Origin of the sequence: Streptomyces sp. NPDC001508 (assembly GCF_040298665.1) — a bacterium.
In the GTDB taxonomy this organism is placed as follows: Bacteria; Actinomycetota; Actinomycetes; order Streptomycetales; family Streptomycetaceae; genus Streptomyces.
In genome coordinates this window covers 1-21,802 of sequence record NZ_JBEPAP010000012.1, presented here as the reverse complement: position 1 = coordinate 21,802, position 21,802 = coordinate 1, and the positions used below count along the sequence as shown (strand labels likewise).

The 21,802-nt window shown below is 70.9% G+C and carries 18 protein-coding genes and 2 pseudogenes; 6 read left to right on the top strand and 14 right to left on the bottom strand.

Annotated features, from left to right (window positions below; translation table 11 throughout):
* The first annotated feature begins 340 nt into the window (after window positions 1-340).
* A complete protein-coding gene (locus ABT245_RS14035) occupies window positions 341-592 on the top strand; it encodes a hypothetical protein (RefSeq protein WP_351732999.1) in 252 nt (83 codons plus the stop codon).
* A gap of 253 nt (window positions 593-845) precedes the next feature.
* Here ABT245_RS14035 and ABT245_RS14030 read toward each other — a convergent pair whose 3' ends face one another.
* The 8 genes from ABT245_RS14030 to ABT245_RS13995 all read right to left on the bottom strand — a co-directional run bounded on the left by ABT245_RS14030 (window position 846) and on the right by ABT245_RS13995 (window position 10,437).
* Complete coding sequence (locus tag ABT245_RS14030; RefSeq protein WP_351732996.1) at window positions 846-1,685, bottom strand: patatin-like phospholipase family protein; 840 nt, start codon at window positions 1,683-1,685, stop codon at window positions 846-848.
* Between the two features lie 156 nt (window positions 1,686-1,841).
* Window positions 1,842-3,449: a 2-isopropylmalate synthase gene (locus ABT245_RS14025; RefSeq protein WP_351733276.1), complete on the bottom strand. Its 1,608-nt coding sequence runs from the start codon at window positions 3,447-3,449 to the stop codon at window positions 1,842-1,844.
* 44 nt (window positions 3,450-3,493) lie between these two features.
* Complete coding sequence (locus tag ABT245_RS14020; protein ID WP_351732993.1) at window positions 3,494-4,930, bottom strand: DHA2 family efflux MFS transporter permease subunit; 1,437 nt, start codon at window positions 4,928-4,930, stop codon at window positions 3,494-3,496.
* Window positions 4,927-6,141, bottom strand: a complete 1,215-nt coding sequence (locus tag ABT245_RS14015; RefSeq protein WP_351732990.1) for an AMP-binding protein — start codon at window positions 6,139-6,141, stop codon at window positions 4,927-4,929. The genes ABT245_RS14020 and ABT245_RS14015 overlap by 4 nt, the downstream gene beginning before the upstream one ends.
* On the bottom strand, window positions 6,138-7,178 hold the full coding sequence (locus ABT245_RS14010) for an ATP-grasp domain-containing protein (RefSeq protein WP_351732987.1): 1,041 nt from the start codon (window positions 7,176-7,178) through the stop codon (window positions 6,138-6,140). Before ABT245_RS14010 ends, ABT245_RS14015 begins: the two co-directional genes overlap by 4 nt.
* Window positions 7,179-7,304: 126 nt before the next feature.
* Complete coding sequence (locus tag ABT245_RS14005; RefSeq protein WP_351732985.1) at window positions 7,305-8,120, bottom strand: alpha/beta fold hydrolase; 816 nt, start codon at window positions 8,118-8,120, stop codon at window positions 7,305-7,307.
* The gene (locus ABT245_RS14000; RefSeq protein WP_351732982.1) at window positions 8,113-9,609 is read right to left on the bottom strand and encodes a class I adenylate-forming enzyme family protein; all 1,497 of its coding nucleotides are present in this window, start codon (window positions 9,607-9,609) and stop codon (window positions 8,113-8,115) included. Before ABT245_RS14000 ends, ABT245_RS14005 begins: the two co-directional genes overlap by 8 nt.
* A 129-nt stretch (window positions 9,610-9,738) precedes the next feature.
* Window positions 9,739-10,437: a class I SAM-dependent methyltransferase gene (locus ABT245_RS13995; protein WP_351732979.1), complete on the bottom strand. Its 699-nt coding sequence runs from the start codon at window positions 10,435-10,437 to the stop codon at window positions 9,739-9,741.
* Between the two features lie 593 nt (window positions 10,438-11,030).
* Here ABT245_RS13995 and ABT245_RS13990 point away from each other — a divergent pair.
* Both ABT245_RS13990 and ABT245_RS13985 read left to right on the top strand, forming a co-directional pair.
* Window positions 11,031-11,939, top strand: coding sequence for a LysR family transcriptional regulator (locus ABT245_RS13990; protein ID WP_351732977.1), 909 nt, complete (start codon window positions 11,031-11,033; stop codon window positions 11,937-11,939).
* 81 nt (window positions 11,940-12,020) lie between these two features.
* Entirely contained in the window at window positions 12,021-13,004 is a 984-nt protein-coding gene (locus tag ABT245_RS13985) for an amidohydrolase family protein (protein WP_351732974.1), read from the top strand.
* Window positions 13,005-13,100: 96 nt separating this feature from the next.
* On the opposite strand, the gene ABT245_RS13980 is transcribed toward ABT245_RS13985, so the two are convergent.
* Window positions 13,101-13,268: a hypothetical protein gene (locus ABT245_RS13980; RefSeq protein WP_351732971.1), complete on the bottom strand. Its 168-nt coding sequence runs from the start codon at window positions 13,266-13,268 to the stop codon at window positions 13,101-13,103.
* Between the two features lie 304 nt (window positions 13,269-13,572).
* Window positions 13,573-13,845, bottom strand: coding sequence for a hypothetical protein (locus ABT245_RS13975; RefSeq protein WP_351732968.1), 273 nt, complete (start codon window positions 13,843-13,845; stop codon window positions 13,573-13,575).
* A gap of 21 nt (window positions 13,846-13,866) precedes the next feature.
* Here ABT245_RS13975 and ABT245_RS13970 point away from each other — a divergent pair, with 21 nt between their 5' ends.
* Complete coding sequence (locus ABT245_RS13970) at window positions 13,867-14,127, top strand: hypothetical protein (protein ID WP_351732965.1); 261 nt, start codon at window positions 13,867-13,869, stop codon at window positions 14,125-14,127.
* Between the two features lie 504 nt (window positions 14,128-14,631).
* On the opposite strand, the gene ABT245_RS13965 is transcribed toward ABT245_RS13970, so the two are convergent.
* From ABT245_RS13965 to ABT245_RS13955, 3 genes are all read right to left on the bottom strand, one after another.
* Complete coding sequence (locus ABT245_RS13965; protein WP_351732963.1) at window positions 14,632-15,915, bottom strand: alpha/beta fold hydrolase; 1,284 nt, start codon at window positions 15,913-15,915, stop codon at window positions 14,632-14,634.
* 333 nt (window positions 15,916-16,248) lie between these two features.
* Window positions 16,249-16,899 carry a response regulator gene (locus ABT245_RS13960; protein ID WP_502982122.1) on the bottom strand — a complete coding sequence of 217 codons (651 nt, stop codon included), beginning with the start codon at window positions 16,897-16,899 and terminating at the stop codon, window positions 16,249-16,251.
* The gene (locus ABT245_RS13955; RefSeq protein ID WP_351732957.1) at window positions 16,890-19,337 is read right to left on the bottom strand and encodes an ATP-binding protein; all 2,448 of its coding nucleotides are present in this window, start codon (window positions 19,335-19,337) and stop codon (window positions 16,890-16,892) included. The genes ABT245_RS13960 and ABT245_RS13955 overlap by 10 nt, the downstream gene beginning before the upstream one ends.
* A 321-nt stretch (window positions 19,338-19,658) precedes the next feature.
* Here ABT245_RS13955 and ABT245_RS13950 point away from each other — a divergent pair, with 321 nt between their 5' ends.
* Complete coding sequence (locus ABT245_RS13950; RefSeq protein ID WP_351732954.1) at window positions 19,659-20,036, top strand: hypothetical protein; 378 nt, start codon at window positions 19,659-19,661, stop codon at window positions 20,034-20,036.
* A gap of 63 nt (window positions 20,037-20,099) precedes the next feature.
* Here ABT245_RS13950 and ABT245_RS13945 read toward each other — a convergent pair.
* Window positions 20,100-20,630, bottom strand: a pseudogene (locus ABT245_RS13945) (serine hydrolase); the annotation flags it as partial.
* Between the two features lie 440 nt (window positions 20,631-21,070).
* Between ABT245_RS13945 and ABT245_RS13935 the strand changes: the two are divergent.
* Window positions 21,071-21,343: pseudogene (locus tag ABT245_RS13935) on the top strand (serine hydrolase); the annotation flags it as partial.
* Between the last annotated feature and the right edge of the window lie 459 nt (window positions 21,344-21,802).

Sequence of the window (21,802 nt, the reverse complement as noted above, 5' to 3'; positions counted from 1 at the left end):
CGTGATTTCGGCCGCCGGTCGACCTAATTCCCGCGCACCGGGGCCGACGGACGACCGCCACACGACTTCCTTGAGGTCTTCGGTCGCCTCGTGAGTCGTGTTCTGTTTCAGATCACGGGATACATCCGAGGCTGAGGGGCTGACGGTGCAGAACTGGGCCACACGGCGTCCACGGTCCATGGTCTGGCGAAAGGGGCGCGGATTGTGCGGGCTTTCGCTGCGGGCGGGAACAACACGGCCGTTGCCGCCGGGCCGGAACGGACCGTAGGACGGTGGCACGGTGGCGGACCAGGTTCCTGCGGGATCGGCTGGATGGTGTGTCCGACGAACCGCGTCCGGGGTGCCGCGCACCCTCACCGACTATGAAAAATCGCAGATCCAGGCCTTGGAGCGGACCGCTCCCGTCCTGCCGGTGGTCCCGGACGCTGCTGAGCGCCGCAGTTTCGACCACGTCCGGCACGGCACCGTGGACCTTCTCGCTGCCCTGAACACCGCAACCGGCAAGGTGATCGGGGAAGCTGTCCGCGCAGCACCAGGCGGTGGGAACGGCGCTGCCTCGAACGCGGCATGTTCTGCTCGCTCGACGACCTGAAGGCCACGCTCCAGGACAGCTGCCGCTCCTGCGACAGGATCTCCGGGCCGGCACACCGACGGTGGTATGTCAAAGCGAGCAGCAGGGATCAAGGTGTCCGCCGCTGCCGACGGTGCTGACCGGCGCACGCCTCCAGCGGGCCTGGCGCGGGCGGACAGGGCAGCCGTTTCGTCATCTCGGTTCCGCCAGGCCTTAGTTGACGTACTTATGTCACGGCCTGCTCCCGCACGAACCCGCCGTCAACGAACCACCGCTAGCGCCAGAACTCGGCTGTCGCCGACGCCGCACGCAGCCCTTGGCCGTGACCGGCGCGGGCCGCTGATCCCCGCACCGCAGGATCGAGCAGGTCTGGGCCGATCGACGATGCCGCGGTGTCGTCCGGGCGGAGCACCGTGACCCGCGCGCCACTCTCGCGCAGTTCGGCGACCTGGTGGTCGAGGTCGGTGTTGCCCAGAACCGCCATTACCTGAAGCACGAGGACCCGGTCGCACCCGGCGGCGAGGTCGGCGTTCTCCGCCGTGCGCGTACCGCCGTCGATGTAGCGGCGCCCGCCGATCGTGACCGGCGGCCAGGCTCCGGGCACGGCACAACTCGCTGCCACGGCGTCCACGAGGTCGACACCCGATGCCGGGTCGAACACCCGCTCCGCACCGCTCTCCGCGTCCACGGCCACGATCTTCAACTCCGACCGCGGCCAACGGTGCGAGGGCAGCCGGGCCTCGATCACCGCGCGTCGCTCGGCCTCCGCGACCGTCGGTGCCGCCAGCGCCATGGCGCCGATCCGGCGCCGCACGTCGAGGGCGTCCGTGGGGCCGTCACGGGCATCGAGAAACAGCGTCATCAGGTCCTCGGCGCCGAGAACGGGCGACAGTTCAGGCGCCTGGAGCGCCGGATCGACCTGACGGTCGAGCAGTTCCCCGAGCGGAGTCCCGCTGGTGATCTGCGCAGCCACCGTTGCCCCCGCAGACGTACCGATGATCACATCCGCCTCCAGGACGTCGGCGCCTCCTTCGAGCAGCCCGGCCAGCACACCCGTCTGCCACGCGACTCCTGCCACGCCACCGCCGCCGAGTACCAACCCACGTCGAGTCATCTGCCGATGATATGCCGCGGGCCGCGGGCGCCGGTGACGATGACGATGACGTCAACTGCATACGGTGGCTGCAGATCGGTGAGCCTGCGGCGCGGGGAACAGGTCGCGGTCACGCCGCACTTGTTCGGTGCATCGCTGCGGTCGAGAAGGGTTCGGTCAGCGGATCACGGTGCCTGACTCCGGCCCCGTCCGCGGGGATGCAGTCGCTGTCGCGCGGCGGGCCCGGGCGGCGGCGCTGGAGCGGGCCCGCTCAAGTGCCTGCGCCGTGTCGGCCGCGCAACCCACGCCCCACACCGTACGAGCCGCGGCCGGCACCGAGCACTCGGCGTAGACGACGACTTGGGAGGTGCCGTCCTGCGCGGGCCGGGTGTGCTTCACGTGGGAGAGGACCCGGACGTCGGCCCGGGGCCCTTCCTCCGCCCCGTCCGCCGCGTCCAGGTACTCGGTCCGAAACAGCGCTCCCAATTGCTCCGCGCTGATCTCGCCGCCGGCCTCGTCCATGTGCTCCTGCACGGTGCGGGCGAACTCGATCTGGAGGCGGCGGGGCAGGTCGAAGCCGTGCTCGTGCAGCATCAGATAGGCGACGCCGCCTTTGCCGGACTGGCTGTTGAGCCGGATGACGGCCTCGTACGAGCGGCCGACGTCAGCCGGGTCGATCGGCAGATAGGGAACCTCCCAGCGGGCGTGCTCCAACGGCACGCCGTCGCGCGCGGCCCGCTGCTCCAGCGCCGCGAAGCCCTTCTTGATCGCGTCCTGGTGGGAGCCGGAGAAAGAGGTGTGGACGAGGTCGCCGGCGTAGGGGTGGCGTGGGTGGACGGGCAGCCCGGTGCACTCCTCGACGGTGCGGCGGACGGCGTCGATGTCGGAGAAGTCGATGCCGGGGTCGATGCCCTGGGCGTGCAGATTGAGGCCGAGGGTGACCAGACAGACATTGCCGGTGCGCTCGCCGTTGCCGAACAGACAGCCCTCGATGCGGTCGGCACCGGCGAGGACGGCCAGTTCGGCGGCGGCCACAGCGGTGCCGCGGTCGTTGTGCGGGTGGACGGACAGGGCGATGTGGGCTCGGCGGGACAGCCCGCGGTTCATGCGCTCGACCTGGTCGGCGTAGACGTTGGGTGTGCTGCGCTCGACGGTCGCGGGCAGGTTGAGGACGATCTCACGGCCGGGGCCCGGCTGCCAGACATCCATGACCGCCTCGCAGACCTCCAGCGCGAAGTCGTCCTCGGTCTCGCTGAACATCTCGGGCGAGTAGGCGAAGCCGAGGTCGCAGTCCGCGAGGTGCGTTTCCGCGTATTTCAGGACGTGTTCGGTGCCGCGCACGGCGAGGCTCGTGCACTCCTCACGGGTGACGCCGAACACCACCCGGCGGAAGAAGGGAGACGTGGCGTTGTAGAGGTGGACGGTGGCGGCGGGGGCGCCGGCCAGGCAGCGCACGGTCTGTTCGATCAGCTCGTCGCGGGCCTGGGTGAGAACGCAGATACGGACGTCGTCGGGGATGCGATCCTCGGTGATCAGCCGTCGTACGAACGCGTGGTCGGCGCGGCTCGCGGCGGGGAACCCGACCTCGATCTCGCGGTAGCCCATGGCGATGAGCGTCTCGAACAGCCGCAGCTTGCGGTCGGGACTCATCGGTTCGATCAGCGCCTGGTTGCCGTCCCGCAGGTCCGTGGAGAGCCAGCGGGGCGCCGCGGTGAGGGTCTTGCCGGGCCAGATGCGGTCGGGCAGGTCCACGGGCCGCGGCCGTGTGTATCGGTGGGACGGCATGACTTTGGGGCGCCCGCCCACGGGCCCGCTGTCCTGGGGTGATCTCACGACTGGGTGCTCCTTGCGGATGTCACGGTCTCGGTGGCGGCAGGCGCGGCCGGTCCTGCGGGGGCTGCCGCCTCGCGTCGGACCATCGCGCAGGCGACGGCGCCGAGCGCGATGGCCCCGATGGGCAGCGCCATCGACGTACGCATCGCGGTAACGCCGTCTCCCCCTGCCGCGGTCTGGGTCTGCACCAGTGCGCCGACCGCGGAGCTGCCGACCACCGAGCCCAGTTGCCGTACGGTGTTGAGGACGCCGGAGGCCGCGCCGGCGACCGCCGGTTCGACACCCCGCATCGCCACGGCGGCCATGGGGGCGATCAGGCAGCCGTTGCCCGCGCCGACCACGACCATCGGGGCGACGAAGGCGGCCCACGCGGTGTGCGGGCCCATCACCAGCGCGTTCCACAGCATGCCGACGCCGGTCAGCAGCATGCCGGTGAGCAGTACGTACTTGCCGTCGACCTTGTCGGTGAGCCGCCCGGCGAATGGTGCGAGGGCCATGGACACCACGGAGGCGGGGGCGAGCGCGAGACCTGCCTTGAGCGCGCTGAAGTGCAGCACGTTCTGGAAGTAGAGGGAGAGCAGCAGCATCAGGCCGAGCACACCGACCGAGATCGTGGCCGAGACGATGTTCATCGCTGTGTAGTTCCGGTCGCCGAACAGCGCGAACGGCACCAGTGGCTCGCGGTCCTGGCGGCGCCGCTGCTGGACGACGAAGGCCGCGAAGAGGATGACGGCGGCGCCGAGGAGGGCCCAGACGACGCCGTTCCAGTGGTAACGCTGACCCTCCGTCAGGGCGAAGGTCAGGCAGAACACGGCGGCCGCCGACACCAGGACACCGGTGAGGTCGAGCCGGTGTGTGCTGCCCTGGCGGATGTCGGGGACGACGAGGAAGAGGACGGCCAGCACGAGCACGCCGACGGGGACGTTGACGAAGAAGATCCAGCGCCAGCCGGGGCCGCTGACCAGCAGGCCGCCCAGCGCCGGGCCGGCCACGGCGGCGACGCCCGCCACCGCGCCCCACACACCGAGCGCCGCACCGCGCCGCTCGGCCGGGAAGGCACCCACGATCAGGGTCATGGTCTGCGGGATGAGCAGCGCCGCGCCCAGGCCCTGCACCACGCGAGCGGCGATGAGCTGGCCGGGGCTGTCCACCAGGGCGCAGGCAAGGCTGGCGAGCGTGAACAGCGCCACGCCGACGGCGAAGAGCTGGCGCGGGCCGCGCAGATCACCCAGTCGGCCCGCCGTGATCAGCAGCGCCGCGAGCACCAGGATGTAGCCGTTCATCGACCACAGCACCTCGTCGAAGGAGGCGTGCAGGCTGTGGATCATGCTGGGGATGGCGATGTTGACGATCGTCAGGTCCAGCAGCGTCATGAAGAAGCCGAGGGACAGGACGACCAGGATCGCCCAGGGGTTACCGCGTACGGTGCTCATGCGGAATTCCCGCTCCTGCTGTACGCGCCGGTGCCGTCCGTGCCGTCGTGCTGTTCGTCGCTCTCCTGCCACAGCATCGCCGGGACCTTGTTGGTCCGCTCGATGCGGGCCAGCCGGTCCACCCGGCGGGCCCGCAGCGCGCCCGGGTACTGCCGTGCCACCGCGGCCAGATGGTAGAAATCGCCGGTCAGCCGGTCGCAGACGGCGTCAGGGTCGGCGGTGCCGGTGAAGTCCAGGGTCAGCGCGCTGGCCGCACGCGCTGAGTCGGTGGCACGGGTGAGCCGCAACTGCGCCTCTAGCACGCCCGGTTCGCGGCGTACGACGTCGATCAGCTCGCTCACCTTGAACAGCGCGCTGCGCAGGGTGAGCGCGTCGTCGGCCCGGCCGAGCACCGTCAGCCCGTCGGGGCGCCCGCAGCGGCAGTCGGCCGGGGCCACCCGGTCGCCGAGGCGGTAGCGCACGACGGGGATGGTCCAGCCGTCGCCGACCCGGCTCAGCAGGGCGCCGTCCTCGTCGGGTTCCATGAGCTGGTCGGGCAGCAGATGCAGGACCGTTTCGTCGCAGCCGGGCTGGTTCGCGGCCATGACCCAGGTCTCCACCGAGCCGTAGTTGCCCCATAGTCCGGCCTCGGGGAATGCCTCGCGGACCAGGTCGCGCTTGTTGCCGGTCCAGGGCTCGGCCATCCAGATGACGGTGCGCACGGGGAGGCTTCCGCCGGCGTCGAGGACGCCGCGTGCGAAGTCGGCGAGCCCGGTGGGGGTGCCCGCCAGGGCGTTGACGCCGACCTCGCCGAACATGGCCAGCCAGCGGCCGACCTCGTCGGGCTCGTAGGGGCCGGAGGGTACGACCGTGCAGCGGGACTTCTCGGCGAGGGTCTGCATGTAGTAGTGGGAGCCCCACATCCGGCCCGCGTTGAAGAGGTTGAGCAGCGTGTCGCCCGGTTGCAGGGGCCGCCAGAAGGCCAGCAGCCGCTCCAGGGCCATACCGTGCGGCACATGGGTCAGCTTCGGGGTGCCCGTGGTGCCGCCGCTGGACATCAGGACGCTGCCGGCGCTCCGGGCCGCCAGCCGGGTCTGGGCGTAGATCTCGGCGGGCCCGCTGACGGCGAGGTCGGTCACCTCCCGAGCGGTGTCCGGTACGGGTGGGCCGCCGGCGTCGGCCAGCTTCGCGGCGTGCGCCAGCAGGTCGTCGGTCGGTATGTGTCCGATCATCGTGCGCTCTTCTCCCCCTGGTCCGAGGGGTCGCTGGTGGGTGGGCCGCCGCGCAGGAACTCCCGGTGCGCGGCGCGGTAGGCGCCGAAGCGTGCCGCGATGATCTGCCGCTGCTCGCGCGCCGCCTGCGGCGAGCCGGGGAAGCCGACGGCGCCGTCGGGCTCCACCTCCGACAGCCAGAACCGCTCCCCGTCGTGCAGGAAGTCGACGGCGATGTACGGCATGGGCATGCGGGAGACGACGTAGTCGACGGTGTCGGCGAGTTCGGGCGGCAGCGGCACATGCTCCATCCCACCGCCGGCAGCGAGGTTGGCGGTCAGGGAGGCGCCCTGCGGGATGCGGCGCATCACCGTGTGGGGCTTGCCGTCGATGACGAAGACCCGGAAGTCGTTGATGCCCTCGCCGAGATACGGCTGGCAGACCAGAGCGGTCTCCGCGCCGGCGGCCAGCCCGACCACGCCCTTGAGTTCCTCGGCGCTGTGCACCAGGCACACGCCCTGGCCCATGCCCCAGTAGGCGGGTTTGACGATGAGCGGATAGCTCAGGCCGTCCAGGGCCGCCTCGTAGGTCAGGGCCGGCGAGTCCCGGCCGACCCCGATCCGTACGGTCGGCACCTGGGGCAGCGGGCTGTCCGCGAGATGCAGCATGGTGGCGGCCTTGTCGTTGGCGAGGAACGACAGCCGGGGCGGGATGGGCAGGAAGAAACCCGCCGCTTCGAGGATGGTGTAGAGGTAGAGCTGGTTGCAGACGTCCGTGGTGTGGTGCGCCAGGGACCACAGCGAGGTCACGAACACCGTGTCCCGCGGGGTGACTTCGGTACCGGCCAGGAACACGCGGGGCGCGCCCGTGCCCGTGGCGTCCACGGACACCTCTTCCGGCTTGTGCAGGGACATCGCCCAGCCGTGTTCCCGGGCCACCTCCTCGTAGACACCCCAGACATGCGTCCACTCCTTGGTGCGCATCCGCTCGGTGCCGCGGTCCGGGTAGATCCAGCACAGCCGGCGGCCTGCGGCCTGCTCAGCGGGTGCAGTGGTCATCGACGCTCCGCTTTCGTGAGTTCCGGGTCCGTTCGGTTTCCGTGAGTTCCGGGTCCGTTCGGTTTCCGTGAGTTCCGGGTCCGTGCGGTCCGCTTCCGTCCGTTCGCTCTCGTCCGTTCGTTCTCGTCATCGGGCCGTCCATGCGCGGATCGCGCGGTGGAAGCGCTCGGGCTCCTCCAGGAACGGGAGGTGTCCGCTGCGTTCGAAGAGTTCCAGGCGGGCCCCGGGGACGACGGCGGCCAGCCAGGCCCCGACGGCGCTGGGGTAGACCTGGCTCAGGGCGCCGTGCAGGAACAGCACCGGCACTCCGAGCGAAGGCAGGCGCCCACGCCAGTCCTGGCGCAGCACGTCCTGCCACAACTGCCGCTTGGCGCCGACCCGGCAGTCTGTCGCGGCAGAGGTCAGCTCATCGACCAACTCCTCGGCAGGAGTGGCCCCTTGGGCGAAGAAGCTGCGGACCAGGCCCTTGGTGGTGGCGCGGTCCGACGCGCTGAGCAGCCGGTCGACCTCCGCCGCTCCGGCGGCATCCAGCCCGCCGAAGGCCGCGTGCTCCCAGCCGTTCTCGGAAGGCAGGTAGGGGCTCTGCTCGACGGAGATCAGGCCGGTGACCCGGCCGGCGCCGTACCGGTCCAGGTAGCGGTAGGCGACGGTGGCGCCGAGGGACCAGCCGAGCAGCGTCAGCCCCCGTACGTCCAGCTTCTCGGCCAGGGTCCGCAGATCCGCCGCGCAGCGGTCCACGGTGACCGGCTCGGCGCCCTGAGGCGTGGCACCGTGGCCGCGTAGGTCCACGGTGATGACGCGGTGGTCATGGGCCAGTTCGGCGACGCTGCGGGCGAAGAAGGCCGAGGGCGCCCCGAGGCCGTGGACGAAAAGGAGCGGCGGACCGTTGCCGGTGTCCTCGAAGTGGACCGACTGGCCGTCGTCCAGCAACAGGTCAGGCATGCGACTCCTCCGTGCCGCTGCCGTGGGCGGCGTTCTCGCCGGGGGCGGCCTCGGCCTCCCAGCGCTTGCGCAGCAGCGGCTTGTCCGGCTTGCCGACCGGTGTGTGCGGGATGTCGTCGGTCAGCCGTACGGTGCCCGCCAGACCGTGGCCGCGCAGCACGGCCTCGACGGACTTGCGGACCTCGTTCCCGGACCGGGCGGGATCGGGATGCACCGCGAGCAGGACCTCGTTGCCGTACGCGCCGGGGCGCGCGGGCAGCGCCACCGACTCCAGGACCGGGCACTGCGCGGCGATCTCCTCGTCGAGCACCGGCGCGGGCAGGGGGCCGTCGGCGGCCGCCAGGATCTCGGTGACCCGGCCCAGGATGCGCAGTGATCCGTCCGGCTGCCGCTGCGCCACGTCGCCGGTCCAGAACCCGTCGCTGCGGAAGGTACGGGCGTTCGCCTCGTCGCTGCCGACGTAGCCCTCGCTCGTGCAGTCCGACGACAGCACCAGCTCGCCCAGGTCGGGCCGGTCCGGCGCCAGGGGTTCGAGCCGGGTGCCCACTCCTTCGACGGGGAACATCCCCAGGTCCGCCTGGAGTACGTCGGACATGTTGCCGAGAGCCAGGCCGAACTCGGTCGAGCCGTAGATCTGCCGGATGTGGATGCCCAGCACCTCGGCGGCGTCGTTCATCTGGGCGGCGCTGAGATAGGCGCCGCCGCACAGCGGCCGGCGCAGCCGCGACAGATCCGGTGCCGGGCCGTCGCCCGCCGCCCGCACATACTCCTCGTAGTGGCGCGGCAGCGCGCTCATCGCGGTCGCGCCGTGTTCCTCGATCTGCCGTAGCAGGACGTCGGGTCCCGCGTACGGGTCCGCGAGCACCAGTTCGGCGCCGGACAGCAGGGCGGCGAAGACATGCAGGTCGGTTGCGTGTGCCACGTCGAGGGTGTGGCGGCAGAAGAACACGTCGTTGGCGGTGATCTCGGTGTCCGCCAGCCAGCGCCGGCGCTCGCGCAGGAACCGGTCCTGCCGCCACACCATCTGCTTGGGAAAGCCCGTCGATCCGGACGTCCACAGGGCGCGGAAGATCCCGCTGTGCTGCTCACCGGGCGCACGAGGAGCGGGTGCGGCACAGGTGAGGTCATCGAGCGCGACCCGGGGCGGGGAGCCCTCGGGGAACGCGCGGTCGTGGTCGGCGACGATCAGACGGGGTTCGGTCAGGCGCAGCGCCGTGGCGGTGTCGGCCGCGTCGAAGTTGCTCATCAGGGGCACATACCGGGCGCCGGTCCGGGCGACGGCCAGGATGAGGGCCACGTAGCCGATGCTGTTGTGCAAGGAGCACGCCACGACGGCACCGGCGCCGATCCCGTGATCGCGCAGACCGGCAGTTGTGCGGTCGACCAGCTCGACCAGTTCCGTGTAGCTGACGGATGTGCCGTCGGTTGCGGTGACGGCCCGGGCGTGGGGCCGGCGCTCCGCGACGTCATGCAGGGCCTGGTAGAGCACGCTTCACCTCGATGCGTGTGTCGATCGCCGGCTCGGACGAGTACTGCCGGTGCGGAACGGGACGGGGTACGTACGTTTTTCGCCTCGTATGGGGTGTCCTGCTTCGCGCGGTGGCCCTTGCGCGCGGCGTCACGCCTCGTTCCAGCCCGCGTATGTGGCGAAACGCCAGTCCTTGGCGAGGCAGTCGACGGAGCTGAAGCCTGCCTCGCGCAGCCACCCGAGCTGGGCGTCGACGTCGATGGGGATGTCGTGCTTCATGCGCTCCCGGCCGGCGACCCATTCCTCGGCCGGAGTTCCGGAGGCGTGCACATGGGCCTCATGCTGCTCGTCGTACATCTTTTCGAGCGCACCCGTCGGTGCCAGGACCTGCTCGACGTTGACGAAAATCCCGCCGGGCCGAAGGATCTTACGTATTCGGACGAACAGATCCCGCTTTTGCTCGTGCTTCAGGTGATGGATGGAGAGCGCGGACACTACGGCGTCGAATGGGCCGGCGGGTAACGCGTCGAGGTGGTCGGCGACGCGCACCGACACCTGGTCGTCCGCGGCGAAGCGCTGCCGCGCCTGGGCGAGCATCGACTCCGAGCGGTCCTGGAGGACCAGGTCGGCCTTGGGGAGACGGTCGCGCAGCGCGGCGCTGAGCAGTCCGGTGCCCGCTCCCAGGTCCAGGATGCGCGGCGCCGCCCCCACTGACATGGCCACCGCGCTGACGGCGCTGTCATAGAGGAGATCGAAGGAGGGGATGAGCTGGCGACGCAGGGCGTCATAGGTTTCCGGATTCCACAGCTCGACGCCGGATGAATTATCGGCTGCTGTAGTTTGCGACATGATGGTGATTTCCCTCTGGAGACGTTCGGTGTTCTGTCTGATGACAAGACGACAACGGGCAGAACAGCGTGATATCGCGAGCATCTGTAAAAAGGTGCGCTACTCCAGCTCTTCCCCGAGAGGAGTCATTGTCTGGGCACGCATTGAATCGATTCCTGCCCGCTGCCATGAGACTAACTTCGATCACAGAGCCGGGCAAACTTCGATTTATTATCGCCCTGATCAGTAAGAGTTTTCACTCCTGGCGTGGAAGCCTTCACCCCTGTATCCGGGCGTCCGAACGCGGTTCGAGGGGACGGGACATCGCCGCCGCCCGACCGAGCCCGCACCGTCTCCCCGGTGGTCGCTTTTCGGTCAGTTTCGTATAACTTCATACGGGGCGTAACGACGCAATCAGGTCCTTCGTGCCGCCAGTGCCTGTAGTCTGCAATGGACGAAAAGCGGTCGACCGCCGGCAGGCAAATAAAGATTCGGCAAAAGAATTCCCCTATATGCGGGAGCGGGAATCGATGGGGACCGCCGTGGAAGCCGTGTGGTCGGGGACGTGATCGCCCCCGTGAGGGCGAAGACCGGTTGGACAAGAAGGGGTACCGGTGCATCGCAACCTGGACGTGGGGCAACTTCGCACGCTCGTCACCATCATGCGCACGGGCGGCTTCCGGCGGGCGGCGCAGGCCCTGTCCCTCACCCAGCCCGCCGTCAGCCAGCACATACGGCGCCTTGAGTCACTCTTGGGCGGCCCCGTGTTCGCCAGCACCGGTCGCCGCCTGGAACTCACGTCCAGGGGACGGGAGCTGTACCACTACGCCTGCCGTCTCATCGCCCTCAACGACGAGGCCACTGCACGGATCACCGCCGAGCGCCCGATCGGCGTCGGCATCGGCGTCTCCCCGTTCCTCGAAGAGGCCCTGCCGGAATTCCTCGCCGTCCTGATGAACCTGATGCCGTGGACTCGACCGACCGTCCACACCGGCCTGAGCGAACCGCTGGCGGCCCGCGTGACGGCCGGCGAACTCGATATCGCCCTGGTCCTGCGCCCCCCTCACGAGCCAGGATCCCGGTCGGTCGGCTCGCTGTCTCTCGCCTGGTACGGCAGCACCCCGTCACCCGCGTCCCGTTCCGTACCGATCGCGCTGTGCGGTGAGCCGTGCAGCCTGCGCCGGCACGTCCTTGCCGTCCTCACCGCCCAGGACCAGCCCTGGCACCTCGCCTATGAGGGCCCCGATCTCCCCGGGCTTCGGGCCGCGGTCGCCGCCGGGCTGGGCCTGACCTGTCTGCCCGCCCACAGTCCGGATACGCGGGCCCTGCCTCGGCTGCTCCCCGAGGCGCTGCCACCACTGCCCACCCCAGGCCCCCTGCCGGTGTCCCTCACCCTCGCACCGACCGCCGGCGCACCGCTGGCGGAGGCGGCCTTCTTCGCCGCCCGGCACGTGCTGCGCCCTTACCTCAGCACCGAACCCGCGCCCGCCCCGGTCTGCCCACCGTTGTTGGCGGCACCGTGAGACCTCTGGTGCGCCCCGGCAACCGTACTCCCGGCCGGACGGCCACCCGAAACACCGTTCCGCACAGCCAGACGGCCACTGGTGCGGCGTCGAGGGCGTGGGCGGTCATGTAACCAGGAGAGCGACGAATTGTCCCTCCTGCGTGGCGTCGGCAACGCAGCCGCGCATCTACGGGCTGGTGTCATGGCGGTCCGGGACCTCGGTTCCCGACGCGGCACCGCACTCCATCTCGCGGCCGCGGGGCGTCTGGGCATCATCCCCGCACCTGAAATCGTGGCCAGCGGCAATCTCATCGCGATGACCGGCGGCCACGCACACTATCTCGGTGTCCAGGCCGACGGCCCATGGGCGGTGACGAAAGCGGTCCGCACCGAACTCTCGGCCGGCGCGGGCGTCATCAAGATCATGGCGTCAGAGGGGCTGTTCGGGATGGACGAAGATCCTCGCGTCCCCCAGTTCGAGATCGAGGAACTGCGCGCAGGTGCGCAAGCAGCGCACCGCGCCGGGAAGACGATCGCCGCTCACGCCTACGGGGCCGCCGCCATCGCCAACGCGCTCGCCGCCGGCGTCGATACCGTCGAGCACGGCGCTCATCTCGAACCCGATCAAGCCGAGAAAATGGCCTTGAGCGGCACGATCTTCGTGCCCACCCTGTCGACCTACCACTCGTATACGGTCAAGGCCGACGAGCTGGGCTTCAGCAGCCGGATGCGTGCCACCGCACACGAGACCTACGACCGCGCCCGCCACGCCGTACACCTCGCACTGCAACACGATGTGGCCATCGCCGCCGGGACCGACGCCGGGGTCCCGGGGCAACCACACGGCGCCCTCGCCACCGAACTCAAACTCCTGGTCGACGCGGGCCTCTCCGCAGCCCAAGCGCTTCGGGCCGCCACCGTCACCGGAGCCCGCGCCCTCAACCTCACCACAACGCGCGGCCGCCTCAGCCCCGGCATGACAGCCGATCTCATTGCCCTCGACGGAAACCCACTCGAAGACATCACCGCCACCGGGCGAGTAAGAACGGTCATTCAGCACGGGCGGATCGCAACCAGCGAATGACGGCCCCGGCTCCACGGAATCACCGGGGCTGTCGCCTGCATCCACGGTCCGATGTACCTGCTCCAGGTACGAGTTGCCATGCGTGCACCGGCGCCTTCAACAGCGCCAGCGGGCCAACACGCTGAACTTGACAGGGAAGTCATCGCTCAGCCAGCCGCGCAGGGTGTCCGGCGAGATGACCTGGAAGGCGGGCCGGGTACGTCGTCTTCCCGGCTCCGGGAAGCGCCGATCAACGATCAGCGCCTCTTGGGCAACTGCGGGCACCGATGATCACGGTGACACCCGCCGACGTCCAGGCCCGCCGCCCGCGACGCGCTCTGGCGCCTGCGCCTCCCCCAGCCGCAGATCACCCGGGCAACAGTGTCAGAAGGTCAGAAGCCGGGTTCAGTTGACCGGAACGGTGTGCTGGGAGGCCCGCACGATATGGCGAAAGCTGCATTGTCTGAAGCCCGCTCTCCAGGAGATGCAAGCTCTCAGCTGCCTGACCTGGGCGCTCATCACCATGATGACCCGGCGCCTGACCCGTACAAGTCCCCGCACCGACAGCTGGTCGAGGAAGTCCCAGGCCTCAGGGGTGATTCCATACGAGCGTATAGCGCCAGAACAGCCGTCGGATCGCCAGCAGGGCCAACGGTATCGCCATCAAAGAAGCCGCCTGCGCCACCGACAGTCGCTTCATGTTTTCCTCCGTTGTGTAGTTACACGTGTATGTGGACAACTGGATTTGATCAGCAGCTGCCGGAAATCCGTACGGGCCGGTCGGCCTGCCGCCACACGAGATGCGATCATTGGTTACGAAGAGATCCGCTCCTGCGGCAGCCTCTTTGCATGTGCCGATCACGACGGACAGCTGAGGACCGCCATGACCACCGGAGTCACAGACAGCCCCGTCTCCCTGTATGGAAACGCTTCATTGGCGTTCGGGGTCCTGGGCCTGATCACCGCGGTGCTCGCCAGCTACGTCGGCATCGCCTTCCCGGTGCTGTTCGGCGCCCTCGGCGTCACCTTCGGCGTCCTCGGCCTGGCCAAGCGTGTCCACGGAGTCCGATGCACGGTCGGCCTGGCGACCGGCGCACTGGCGCTGCTCTACTTCGTCCTCCTTCTCGTCACCTTCGGCGGCTGACTCCGCTACCGGGATCCGGCACCCCGGGCCGGGCCATCAGACGAGATGCTGCCGACCCGGCTCAAGGCCTCATCTCCTTGGAAACCATGGCCGACGGCGTGCGCGTAAAGGCCGTCTGCGGAGCGTGGCTGACGCTCACGCGGTGCCATCCCACCGCCCAGTCACACGTCCGGAAAGGCGGATGGCGTCTGACACTGCATCGCCGCCATCAGATGAAGCCCCGCGGCAGCAGCGCCCGTTCGGCGCCTCTTGTCTCACGACCGGGCTGGTGCTGCCCTCAGCACCCCGCCAGTCGGGCCTGACACAGCGCATCACCGGACCGGCGCCAGCGGCTCCGACCGCCACCGGCTCCGGGCCGGGATGCCGCTGTGTGCGGCTGTGTGTCCCGCGGTGATCGGGGAGCGATGCGCGCCCGGTTCCGGTGGGTTCCGGGGCCGGGTGCGTGCGGGGCGGGGGTCCCGGGGTCCGGGCTCGCCGGCCCCGGGGCGTGCGCGGGATCGTGGGTCAGGGGTTCGGTGCCGGGAGGGGCTTGTCCAGCAGGAAGGCCTCAAGGAGCACGGTGTACAGGCGCGGCTGCGCACGTGCGATGGCGTGCCCCGCGCCCGGGATGTGGACCAGCCGGGAGTCGGGCAGGGTCTGGCGGTACTCCCGGGTGACCTCGGGTCTGACGAAGTCGCACTCGCCGCGCATGATCAGCGACGGGACGTGCACCGTGCGCAGCACGGGGCGCGGGTCGGGGAGCTGTTCGAAGTCCTTGACGGTCATCTGGTTGCTGTAGAAGCCCTGCGGGTTGTTGTGCGCCTCGGTGGGCGCCGCCCCCGCACACAACGTGGTGTCCTTGCCGACCAGAGCCACCTCGTGCATCCACTGGTCGAGTTCGCGGTCGCCGGCCAGGGCGTGCGCGGCGCGCGGGTTGACGCCGAGGAGCAGGCTCGCGGCGATCAGGCGGGGCCTGCTGTCCAGGTCGTCGCGCCGGGAACGCTGGGCCGGCGTCAGGTCGTCCCAGGGCTCGCCGACTTTGGACCCGGAATACTCCCGGCCCCACAGGGCGCCCGGCGATGTGAAGACCGCCTTCGCCACGTGCGAGGCGTGCGCCCGCAGGTACTGCGCGGTCAGGGAGCCGCCCCACGACTGGCCGACCAGGACGATCCGGTCCGCGCCGAGGAGCCGGCGGATCGCGTCGAGGTCGGCGACCTGGCGGGCGACGGTGTAGCCGGTGACGTCGGACAGCCGGCTGGAACGGCCCGCGCCGACCTGGTCGTAGGAGTAGACCGCGAAACCCTCCGCGGCCAGTTCCCGCCCGCCGGTGGGGATGCCCTCCGCCGGGGTGCCGGGGCCACCGTGCAGGAAGATGACGGGAGTCGGCCGCGGCGTGCCGACGGCGGGGGCGTGGACGTAGGCGATACGGGAACCGGTCGGCAGGTTCCAGAAACGGACGCCGGACGGGACCGGGCCCGCGGCCGGGGCGGGCATCGGCCGGAACACCGTGACGGCGGCCAGGGCGGTCACACCGAGGAGCAGCACGGCGGTGAGGGCGGCCGTGGCCCGCAGGCCGCCCCTGCCGAGCAGGCGGAACGCCGCACCGCCGAGCAGCACAGCGACCGCCGCGGCGACGGCGAGACCCGCGACCGCGAGCAGCCAGACGCTCGCGGTCGCGAACGCCGCCGCGACGAAGCCGGCCGCCGCGACGGCCGGTGTCAGCGCCACCGTGACGGCGAGCAGAAGGCCGCCGCATATGCGGCGGACGAGCGGGGGAAACGGACCGAACTGGGGGATCCTGAGTGCCATGACCGCGAGGCTAGGCGCGGGGGCGGGGCCCGGTCGTCAGGCCGCCGGACGACCGATCGGCAGCGAAACCCGCCGGTGGAAGGGGTGGTGGCCCCCGCCGTGCGGCGGGGGTCACCACCCCGCTCCCGGGGCGCGGCCCGGAGATTCCCCAGGTTCCGGCACCCGGCCCATACGTTCCGGCCCATACGTTCCAGCCCGTACCTTCCGTCCGTACCTTCCGTCCGTATCTTCGAGCGGACACGGCGGACACCGCGGTAGGCGACGGCCACGGCGGACACCCCGGTACGCGACGGCCACGCCGTAGTGCACCGCGCCCGCGCCCCGGCCGGTGCTTCAGCGGATCCCGGGGCGTACGAGACCGGTCTCGTACGCGGCGATCGTCGCCTGGACGCGGTCGCGGACGCCGAGTTTGGCGAGGACCACCGCGACATGGTCCTTGACGGTGGCCGGGCTGATGCCGAGTTCCGCGGCGATCTCGGCGTTGGCCAGCCCGCGGGCCACGTACCGCAGGACCTCCGTCTCGCGCGGGGTGAGCCGCCGCAGCCGGGTGGCGTCGGCGGGGACGTCACCGGTGGCATACCGCTCGACCAGCCGCCGCGTCACCATGGGGTCGAGCAGCGCGCCACCGCGGGCGGCGACGCGCACCGCGTCGACCACCCGCTCGGGCTCCGCGTCCTTGAGCAGGAAGCCGACCGCTCCGGCCCGCAGCGCGGCGAACACGTACTCGTCGAGGTCGAAGGTGGTCAGGACGACGACGCGGGTGCCGGGGGCGTCGGCGGTGATCCGGGCGGTGGCGGCCAGTCCCCCGCCGCCCGGCATCCTGATGTCCATCAAGGCGACGTCCGGCCGCAGTTCGAGCACACGCGCGACAGCGGACTCGCCGTCGGCCGCCTGCCCGACGACGGACAGACCGGGTTCGGCGTCGAGGATCGCCGCGATTCCGGCGCGTACGACCGCCTGGTCGTCGGCGACGGTCACCCTGATCGTGATGGGAACACCTCCGGCAGCCACACACGTACCACGTCGTCGGTCCGGGTGAGCGTACCGCCCATGGCGTCGGCCACCGCTCGTATGTGCCGCCGTGTGCCGGGCGCGGCCGGCAGCGGTCCCGACACCTCGACGCCCGCGGCGCCGCGCAGCACGGTGAGGGTGACCCCCTCGGCCAGCAGCAGCGCGGCGACCCGGTAGGCGGCCACGCCCACGACGACGGGTTCGGCGGTGCGCGGTCCCCGGTAGCTGACGGCGGCGCCGTAGCGGGCGGCCAACGCGGAGATGCCCGCGAGTGTGGGCGGCGGCACGGCGTGACCGTCGGTGTCGTCGTCGCGCAGGTCCGCGAGCAGTTCCCTGAGCGCGGCGAGGCCGGCCCGTGCCTCGGCGAGGACGGTGTCGAGCCGTCCGGCGTCGGCGGCGGCGACCACATCCGACGCGTGCCGGTGCGCGGTACGCAGCAGGCCCGCGGCGATCACCCGGCGCTGTTCGCGTACCGCGGCGTCGGCGTCCCGTTCGAGCGCCTCCCGGCTCCGGGCCGCGGCCAGCCTGCGGCGTTCACGCCGCAGAGCGGTGCCGACTCCCAGCCGCCACAGCGCGAAAGCGGGAACGGCGAGCAGGACGGCCAGCACTGCCCAGGCCGCGGCCCGGCTGCCGGTGATACCGCTGCCGCCGGCGAGTGCCAAGGCGCCCGTCGCGGCCACCGCGACAGGGGCCAGGACACCGCGCCGTACCGGCAGATACACGCCCGCGCTGTATACGAAGGTCAGCTCGACCCACCAGTACACGAGGAAGATGTCGCTGACCGGCGGCCGTGTCCAGCCCGCCCGGTCGCAACCCCACCACAGCACCAGCGCCGACAGCACCGCGGCCAGCCCCGCCCCGGGCGCACGCGACCGCCAGCCGAGCGGCACCGCGTGCAGGACGGACAGCACCACGAAGGGCAGCCCGGACAGCACACCGCGCAACGAGCCGGGCACATCGTCGGAGAGCAGGCCCGCACCGAGCGAGAGCCCGACGGCGAGCACGACCAGGGACCAGTCGAGAGCCGTGGGCCCCCGCCACAGCGGCCTGGCGGGACCCGCGCCCGCCCAACGGCGCGGACCGAAGGACTCGACAGAACAAGGCCGGGTCCACAGACGGAAGTTGAACCCCCCTGCACGGCTCACCCACGCCCTGGCGTGGAGGCCGAGACGGCGGGTGAGGCGCACACCCACCGCGCCGCCCGGGCCGCACGTCCCGGCGGGGCGAGGGCGCGGTGAACGGCGCGAGCACGCTCTGCCGCCTCGGGCCCGCGCGCCGTCGGACGCGGGCGCCGCCTCCCCTTCCGGGTCGTCTGGCGCCAAGCCCGCACCCGGCACGGCCCAGGGCCCCGGAACCGGCGGTCGGGGCACGGACATCGGCGGTGGGGGCACGGGTATCGGGCGTTTGCGCACCGTCGGCGGACGGGACCACCGCACTCGGCCGCGTGCGCCCCGCGCCGCCGCCCGGCCCCACGCAAGACCCAGGCCCCGCCGCCCGCCGGGCACCGGCTCGGACAACGGCTTTTCGGGCAGGGGGAGTTCGGCGTGGACGCTCCAGCCGCCGGACACCGGCCCGTAGGAGAGTGTGCCGCCCACCGCGCCGACCGTGCCGCGCAGTCCGGTCAGGCCGCGGCCGGTGCCGAGGCCCGGTTCCGCGGCGGTGCCCCCGTCGTCCGTCACGGTGACCGTGAGCAGTCCGGGACGGCTGCCGAGGGCGATGCGTACGGCCGCGCCGCGGGCGTAGCGGGCCGTGTTGGTCAACGACTCACGAACCACCCGGTACGCAACCTCACCCGTCGCGGCGGGAACGGCCGGCCCGGTGCCGGTGGTGTCATGCAGTTCGGCACCGCATTCGGCGGCCAGGGCGGCCACATCGGCGAGTGAGACACCCGCGGCGGGGCCGCCCGCGCCGTCGCCCCGCTCCGCCAGGCGCTCCAGCTCCGCCACGGCCTTGCGGCCCGCGTCCGCCGCATGACGCAGGGCGTCGGCGATCAGGGCCGGGTCGGTGAGATGCCGGGCCGCCGCGGCGGAGACGACGACCGCGGTGAGCCGGTGCGCGGCCACGTCGTGCAGTTCGACGGCCAGCCGGTCCCGCTCGGCGAGCGCGGCGAACCGCGCGATGGCCGCCGCGCCGGTGCGGTACGCGGCCAGCGCGGCCCGTTCGGCCCGCCGCCGCCGCTGCGACCTGCCCAGCACCCAGGCCACGGCCGCAACGCCGGCCGCGACCAGCGCCGTACCCAGGACATTCCACGGACGCAGTCCGGCAGCAGCACCCGCCAGGGCAGCCGCGGCGACAGCGACAGCCGAACCCGCGACGGCGAGCCCGGCGGTACGCCGTAACGCAAGGACATACAGAACCACGAACGCCACCACCGCAGCGGCGGCGACAGCGCCGGCCACGGGCGGGCTCACGGCCGCACTTCGCAGACGTACGGGCACACCCACCCGCCGGGCAGCCGCACCGCCTCCCGCAGCCCTCCGGGCAAAGCCCCCGGCGCCCGATCCCCCACATCCCACCGCATACCCGCAGAATAACGAAACCCGCCCGCAGTCCCCCGGCACGGCCGAACACCCGCCCGACCCACAACACACCACAGCCACAGCCACAGGCACAGGCACAGGCACGCGGAACCAATTGCCGGGGCCCCGCAGGACAAACCGTCACGGGAGAACGCAAAGACGAGAGGCACGCGATACGCCGTGAAGGGCCAACGGCACGGATACGCTCAGATCATGTCTGTGCCGATCCGCCTCAACTACCCCGCAGCGATACCCGTCGGCCACGTGATCGAGGTGACCGAGTTCCTCGACACCCGGCCGGAGAAGAAACGCCGGGCCTACACGCGTGGCGAGCCGTTCCACATCCCCGTCATCCTCGACCTGGACACCGGGATCCGCTACATGAACCACCGGCACGTCAGCCGCGGAGACAACGGCGGCAACGACTTCGTACCCAACAACTACTCGTCCGAGCCGCGTTCCGACCTCGTGGTCAGCCGCGTCTACCGGGCCGAGGTGGCAGCCTGCACACTGGTGATGGTGGAAGGCCTGGAAAACCAGCACACCACCCTCTTGGTCAATCCCGTCGAGGACACCCCCCAGGGCCCGTGAAACATGTCTCACACGTCATGTGACCTGCGCCAAAAGGATGGCGGTCACGCCAGTGCTGCGGCACCGGCTTCGGCGATCAGGTTGTCCTCGTTCGATGGCGAGGGTGTGGGCGAGGTGCGCCTGGTCGGGAGTGAAGCGTTCCGTGGGGGTCTGGGTGAGTTCGCGCATGCCGTGCCGGACGGTGATGCCGTACACGCCCAGTTCATGCAGGATGTGGGCCACTTGGGCAGGTGGGGTGAGGTCGAACAGCGCGTCGGCGGCGGTTCCGTCGCTGACACTGGTGCTGAGGTAGAGCAGGTCGTCGATGGCGATCCGGGCGGGGTGGCGGAACCGGGTGAGCCCGGTGGGGCCTGGCGTGGTGATACGTCCGGGCTGGACGTCGATCGCCGTTGCTCCGTCGAGCTCTCCACGGTGGATGCGCTCCGCTGTTGCCAGGGCGAGCGGAACCTTGACCAAGGAGGCGGAGGGCAGCTGGACATCGGGCTCGATGCCCAGCTCGGCTCCCGTGTGAAGGTCGCGGACCAGCAGGCAGCCGTGCAATCCGCCGTCGAGAAGCTGTTGGCGGATGTCGTGCAGCAGCGCTTCGGTGCTCATACTGCCGCCACTTTGTGAGGGGTGCTGGTCCGGGTAGCCGGGCCGAGGCAGCGGGTGATCGCGCTGTCCAGGCGTTCCCGGACATGCTCCAGATTGACGTCCGTGGCGGCTGCGAGGCTGTATCCACGGCTGAGTGTGATCTCACCGATGGGCCTCCAGTCGAGGCCGAACTCGTCGGCCTGCGCGGCGGAACACAGCAACAGGTCGGACGTGCAGAGAACTTCGGCTACGGCATTCGTCAGGTCGGCGGCGATGGCGAGCTGCACCGGCCGCAGACCCAGTGCGTCGCGCAGCCGTGTGAGCGGATCGCGGATGTGCGGCACGTCGTCCTCCGGCTGGATCCAGACCTTGCGGACAGGATCCGGGCAGGCCCGCCCGGCCCGCAGAGTCGCCAGATAGACGCGCCTGGCCCCGGCTGCCGCGGTGCCCGCGAGGCCGGCAAGGACGAACGCGCACAGCTCACGCAGTGGCTGCGGACCAACACCACCGGAGACGAACTCATCAGGGCCGGAGTACCCAAGGGATGGACGGTCGGGGACAAAACCGGCGGAGGCGGTGTCTACGCTGTCCGAAACGACATCGCCGTCGTGTGGCCCCCCAACGCCACACCCATCGTCATGGCGATCCTGTCCAACCGAGGCACCAAGGACGCCGACTACGACAACAAGCTGATTGCCGAAGCGGCATCCGTGGTCACCAAGACACTGTCGTAGCAGAACAACAGAACGGCACACGGACGGCACACGGCAAGCCCGACGGCTCCGGCGTCCTCGCCAAGGGCGAAGCGGGAGTTCATATCCAGCTCGAAGCGGCCGTAGGGGTTCTAGTGGGTCCACAACAGCGGGGGCAGAGCCCGCCGGACGGCGTCGGCGAGCCTGCCGTGCCACGTACGTCGGATGCATGACGTGTCGGCCGGAGCGGGCCGAAACGATCGGTCCCTCCCCGTGGTGCCGGGGAGGGACCGATCCGTCCATTGCAGAGAGGGTCGGGGAGTTGTTACATGGCGGCTCCGGTGGTGCGGCGGCGGCGGATGAGGAGGAAGCCGCCGAGGGCTGCGGCGGCTGCTGCGCCGCCGATGGCCGGGTTGATGACCGGGACCGCGGGGACCTCGGTGGGGACGCAGGAGTTGTTGTTGCCGGGGACGGGGTCGGGTTCGGTGCCCTCGACCTTGA

Bases quoted from the DNA above. Each gene is read 5' to 3' on its own strand.
- ABT245_RS14030 (WP_351732996.1), bottom strand. From the start codon at position 1,685: ATGACTCGACGTGGGTTGGTACTCGGCGGCGGTGGCGTGGCAGGAGTC.
- ABT245_RS14025 (WP_351733276.1), bottom strand. From the start codon at position 3,449: ATGCCGTCCCACCGATACACACGGCCGCGGCCCGTGGACCTGCCCGAC.
- ABT245_RS14020 (WP_351732993.1), bottom strand. From the start codon at position 4,930: ATGAGCACCGTACGCGGTAACCCCTGGGCGATCCTGGTCGTCCTGTCC.
- ABT245_RS14015 (WP_351732990.1), bottom strand. From the start codon at position 6,141: ATGATCGGACACATACCGACCGACGACCTGCTGGCGCACGCCGCGAAG.
- ABT245_RS14010 (WP_351732987.1), bottom strand. From the start codon at position 7,178: ATGACCACTGCACCCGCTGAGCAGGCCGCAGGCCGCCGGCTGTGCTGG.
- ABT245_RS14005 (WP_351732985.1), bottom strand. From the start codon at position 8,120: ATGCCTGACCTGTTGCTGGACGACGGCCAGTCGGTCCACTTCGAGGAC.
- ABT245_RS13995 (WP_351732979.1), bottom strand. From the start codon at position 10,437: ATGTCGCAAACTACAGCAGCCGATAATTCATCCGGCGTCGAGCTGTGG.
- ABT245_RS13970 (WP_351732965.1), top strand. From the start codon at position 13,867: ATGACCACCGGAGTCACAGACAGCCCCGTCTCCCTGTATGGAAACGCT.
- ABT245_RS13965 (WP_351732963.1), bottom strand. From the start codon at position 15,915: ATGGCACTCAGGATCCCCCAGTTCGGTCCGTTTCCCCCGCTCGTCCGC.
- ABT245_RS13950 (WP_351732954.1), top strand. From the start codon at position 19,659: ATGTCTGTGCCGATCCGCCTCAACTACCCCGCAGCGATACCCGTCGGC.